The sequence below is a fragment of the Muribacter muris genome, from assembly GCF_004569585.1.
GTDB classification, from domain to species: domain Bacteria; phylum Pseudomonadota; class Gammaproteobacteria; order Enterobacterales; family Pasteurellaceae; genus Muribacter; species Muribacter muris.
The window spans coordinates 1-4175 of record NZ_SPPA01000050.1 but is presented as its reverse complement, the minus strand read 5'-3'; the positions used below and the strand labels follow the sequence as shown (position 1 = coordinate 4175).

The window sequence follows — 4175 nt, the reverse complement described above, 5'->3', positions numbered from 1 at the left end:
CTGAAAACGCGCAATATCAGCGTAAGCGGCGGGACAGGCGGGTTTAACCCGATGGGGACCCTGATGAGCCTACCGGGTAACCGGAACGAACGGGAACAGAGCACGACCTACGCGACCGTAGGCGGCAATATTGATATGACAATCCGGGATGAAGCGGGTCAAAAAGCGAAAACGGGGAAAACGGTCGCGGAGACCTTATCGGGCTTACACCGTGATGTTGCCAATGCCAACCGCAAAGTGAGCCAAGCGGATATGAGCAAAGTGCAAGAATTGCAGGCGATGGCGGCGGTGGTTGCGGATATCGTGAACAATGCGGAGCAGATTTACACCCACAGCGACAGGGAGAGGCTAGAAAACGCGAAGCTGGCGTTAGGCAAAGAGGCTGAACGGTTGAGACAAGCGGGTGTTTTACCAGAAAACTTTACCAAAGATGCGGGTTATGAGGCGGCGGCAAAAGCGTTAAATACCTTGCAATCGGACTACGATAAAAGGTACGGAACGGGCAGTGCGTTTAAACGAGGCGTGAGTGCGGCAAGCGGTATCTTACAAGGTCTGGTAACGGGGAATAACGCCCAAGCGTTGGTGGGCGGATTATCGCCGTATGCGAACCAATTTATCAAAGCGTATACGGCGGAGAACTCGATAGAAAACAAAATCGCCCACGGTCTGTTATCAGCGGTGGAGTTCCAACTGACGGGGCGCAGCCCGTCGTTAGGGGCCTTGGCAGGGATTGTTGCGGAAAGCAGTGCGGAGATATTGTCGAGAGTGGTGTTTGGGAAATCGCCGAACGAGCTGACGGAGGGAGAGAAACAACAGGTTGTGGCGTTAAGCCAGGTGGCTTCGGCATTGGCGACGACGGTTGCGGGGGGTAATGGAGAGACGGCAGCTTCAGCCATGGCAAGTGCGAAGAGTGCGGTGGAGAATAATTTCTTTGATGTTGACCCACATCAAGACCGCTTGGATGATATCAAACTCTTTGCGAAATTATATTTCAACGGCGATGAAGAAAAAGCAGAAGCCTATTATGATGCGATGCAACAAGGCAAATCGAAAGGATTTAAAGAGAATGTGGTTGAAACGGCGGAAGCCATCTTAAATCTTGATGAAACCGTAAAATCCCTTGCTTATGCAGTCACCCATCCGAATGAAGTGATAGAGCAAGTTTATGTTTCAATGGATGAATGGAATCAACAATATGAATATGCGGTAAAACATGACCCGGCACTAGCAGGAGAAATGCAAGGCTATATCTTGGGTAACTTTGGTTCAACACCGGTTAGCGGACTGGTTGTTGGTGCTGCTGGGGCGAAGTTGTTGCAGAAGTCGGCGGCGTTAGTGAAAAAAGGAGTTGCAAAGACAGGGGTATTACCTAATTGGGCAAATGCTAATTCTAAGTTGCCTATTGTTGGAAAAACGAAAGGTTATGAAAATCAAACTGTTAATTTGAATGTGTCTAGTGGCGCAGAGAATGCAGCTTTATATTCCAAGTTAAAATCCAGTTTAGTAGGAAAAGAAATATCTGATGGTCACGCATTTTCTAAACATGTAATTAAACAAGGAGAGTTTAAAAATGTAAATATTACCACTAGAGAGCAATTTGAAAAGCATATTGAAGATGTAGTAAATAACTATACTTCATTTAAAGAATTGTCAAATGGTAGAAGTGCGTACTGGCATGAGAAAACAGGTACAGTTGTTATTCGAAACCCTAAAGCAAAGGACGGTGGAACTGCATTTCAACCAAAAGATGGTCGTAAATATTTTGATGAAAAATTAAAATAGGATATTAAATGAAATTAATAGAGAAAAAACAGGATAATGTTTTTATTGTTTTGTCCCAGAAAGAAGTTCAGTTAATTACTAGTGCACTTGGAGAAATTCCCAATATTTTAGATATAGAGGATTGTGAGACTAGGACAGGTTATAATCTAAATGATTTTGAAAATTTATTTTATGAATTTAATGTTATTGATGATAGATGAAATTTTTTCTATTTAAATAATTTTTAAATCTGATACTAGAATAAGTTATTGGGAGAAGCAAAAATGATGAAAAAAGGAAAGTATCTCTGCCCTTGTTGTATGAATTATGCGTTATCAACAGAAAGAGAATATGAGGTTTGTAGTATTTGTGGCTGGGAAGATGATCCTGTTCAATTTGATGATCCTGATTTTTATGGAGGAGCTAATCAAATGAGTTTAAATGATGCACGAAAGTGTTTCGAAGAGTATACGAATATAAATTGCAAAAAGATCAAAGCGTAATTTTGTAACCTATTTGGGCGATATTATGAAAAAATGTAGGAGCATATGTGTAAAACGATAGTATTCAAAATGCGCAATGGGTAGATGCACAAAACCTCAAAGCCGGTTACAAACTGTTGTCGGAAAATAATCAATGGCAAACCGTAAAAGGAGTGAGCATTAAACGTGAAAAACTGAGTGCGTATAACTTAACGGTAGAAACCGATCACACTTACTTCATTAAAGGTGCAGGCGAAGATACTGACGGCGTGTGGGTGCATAATGATTGTTGGCATGCCTTACCGAAAGAGGCAAAACAAGTAAAAGATATTGACGGTTATCCTGCCTATCAATTTAAAGATAGTAGCGGGCAGACGGTGACGGTGTTGAAAAAGGATTTAAATCGTTTTGAAACGCCAAATCATCGAGTCGGTGTGGATCCGCATTTTAACCGTTTATCCCAACAAATTGATGCTGAAACCGGGCGCTATCTCTCAACGGGGAATGCGGTTGACGGGCTTTATAATCGCTCTTATTTACGTTCGGAGACAATGCAGAAAGTCTTTGCAGATTATGAAAAATTGCCGAATGGGAATTATAGGGATTTAGATGGGAATATCATTAAAGCTCCAATCGATATTGGACACGCTTATGGTTGGGAACATAGGAGATTGTCTTTAGCGGCGAAAGAGCTTGGTTGGTCTCAAAATCAATTAAATAATTATGTCAATGCAAGACCTCAGAATTTCAGACTAGAGAATATGTCGGAGAATCGTAGTCATAGAAATGAGATGCCGGGTAAAGGCGATATTGATAGGGTTATTAATGATATGAAAAAATTTGAAAAGAAAGGAAAATAATATATGGATAAAAAACTAGAATTAGGTATAAAAATATTAGATGCGATAGATACTGATAGTTTTGATACATTAGAAAAAATTTTTCAAAATAGTGATCGCTCTATTTTAGAGATTACCGAATTAGAGCATTGGAATTGGTTACATAAGGCTTTGTTAGGGTTTGATAGCGAAGTGCCTTCATCTAAGGCAATTAACTATCTTATTGATAAAGGAATTAATGTTAATGCTCAAGACATCTATGGAATGACGCCCTTACACTATGCAATGCGAGGAAAAAATATCGATGCAGCGATCGCCTTGCTGAATGCGGGGGCAGATCCGAATATTCCGAATATTGATAATCTTATTCCACTAAGAATGTGTATTCGTTATCCGGATAGGTTGGATCTATTGGAGTTAATGCTAAAAAATGGTGGTGATGTTCATTATTTTAATGGAGAAGATTATTTATTGGAGGGGTTAAAGGATTTTAAGGGGGATGACCCTAATTATTCTGCGTTTTTTGAAATGATGGAGCAATACGCATAGCAAAATGACAGAATGGGAATTATAGAAACAAACTTTCTCGTCAGGTAGTGAAAAGTCCAATTGATATTGGACACGCTTATGGTTGGGAACATAGGAGATTATCTTTAGCGGCTAATGAGTTAAATTTAACACAGAAACAATTTAATGACTGTCAATGATCTTCCAAAATTGAACCACAAAGATCCTTTAAAAGTGATCCACTTTTATTATTTCTTAATTACGATGTTTAAATCGATAAGATTCATTACCCGTTTCTAAAATATGGCAATGTGAATTAACCTATCTAATTGCATCTTTCCGCACCAAAAGGGATAGAGATTAAAGGGGTGAAAGACAGCCACGATAATCAAACGAAAGAGCAAAGTGCCGGCGGGAATGTGGGCGTGTTTGTCGGGTTTAACGGAAACAGTTACGGCATCGGGTTAGAAGCGGGGGTGAATGTCGGTCGGGGTAAATCGAACAGCAGCAGTAACACTTATCAAAACAGCGTTATCAATGTGAATAAGCTGGAAACCTTTAGTGAAGAGGGCGCGTTGGTTTTAGA

At 40.4% G+C, this 4175-nt stretch carries 7 protein-coding genes; all 7 read left to right on the top strand.

Features of this window, described 5'->3' with window-relative positions; all coding sequences use genetic code 11:
• A partial coding sequence (locus tag E4T80_RS12380) for a VENN motif pre-toxin domain-containing protein (protein ID WP_167740742.1) occupies positions 1-1782 on the top strand: 1782 nt, incomplete at its 5' end.
• 8 nt (positions 1783-1790) lie between these two features.
• Entirely contained in the window at positions 1791-1982 is a 192-nt protein-coding gene (locus E4T80_RS12375) for a hypothetical protein (RefSeq protein WP_135058693.1), read from the top strand.
• Between the two features lie 63 nt (positions 1983-2045).
• Positions 2046-2264: a CPCC family cysteine-rich protein gene (locus E4T80_RS12370; protein WP_209304382.1), complete on the top strand. Its 219-nt coding sequence runs from the start codon at positions 2046-2048 to the stop codon at positions 2262-2264.
• A gap of 62 nt (positions 2265-2326) precedes the next feature.
• A complete protein-coding gene (locus tag E4T80_RS12365; RefSeq protein WP_135058692.1) occupies positions 2327-3103 on the top strand; it encodes a polymorphic toxin-type HINT domain-containing protein in 777 nt (258 codons plus the stop codon).
• 3 nt (positions 3104-3106) lie between these two features.
• Positions 3107-3631 (top strand): ankyrin repeat domain-containing protein, encoded by a 525-nt coding sequence (locus tag E4T80_RS12360; RefSeq protein ID WP_135058691.1) that lies wholly within the window; start codon positions 3107-3109, stop codon positions 3629-3631.
• 47 nt (positions 3632-3678) lie between these two features.
• Complete coding sequence (locus E4T80_RS13360; RefSeq protein ID WP_135058690.1) at positions 3679-3789, top strand: GH-E family nuclease; 111 nt, start codon at positions 3679-3681, stop codon at positions 3787-3789.
• Between the two features lie 129 nt (positions 3790-3918).
• A partial coding sequence (locus E4T80_RS12350; protein WP_228074266.1) for a hemagglutinin repeat-containing protein occupies positions 3919-4175 on the top strand: 257 nt, incomplete at its 3' end.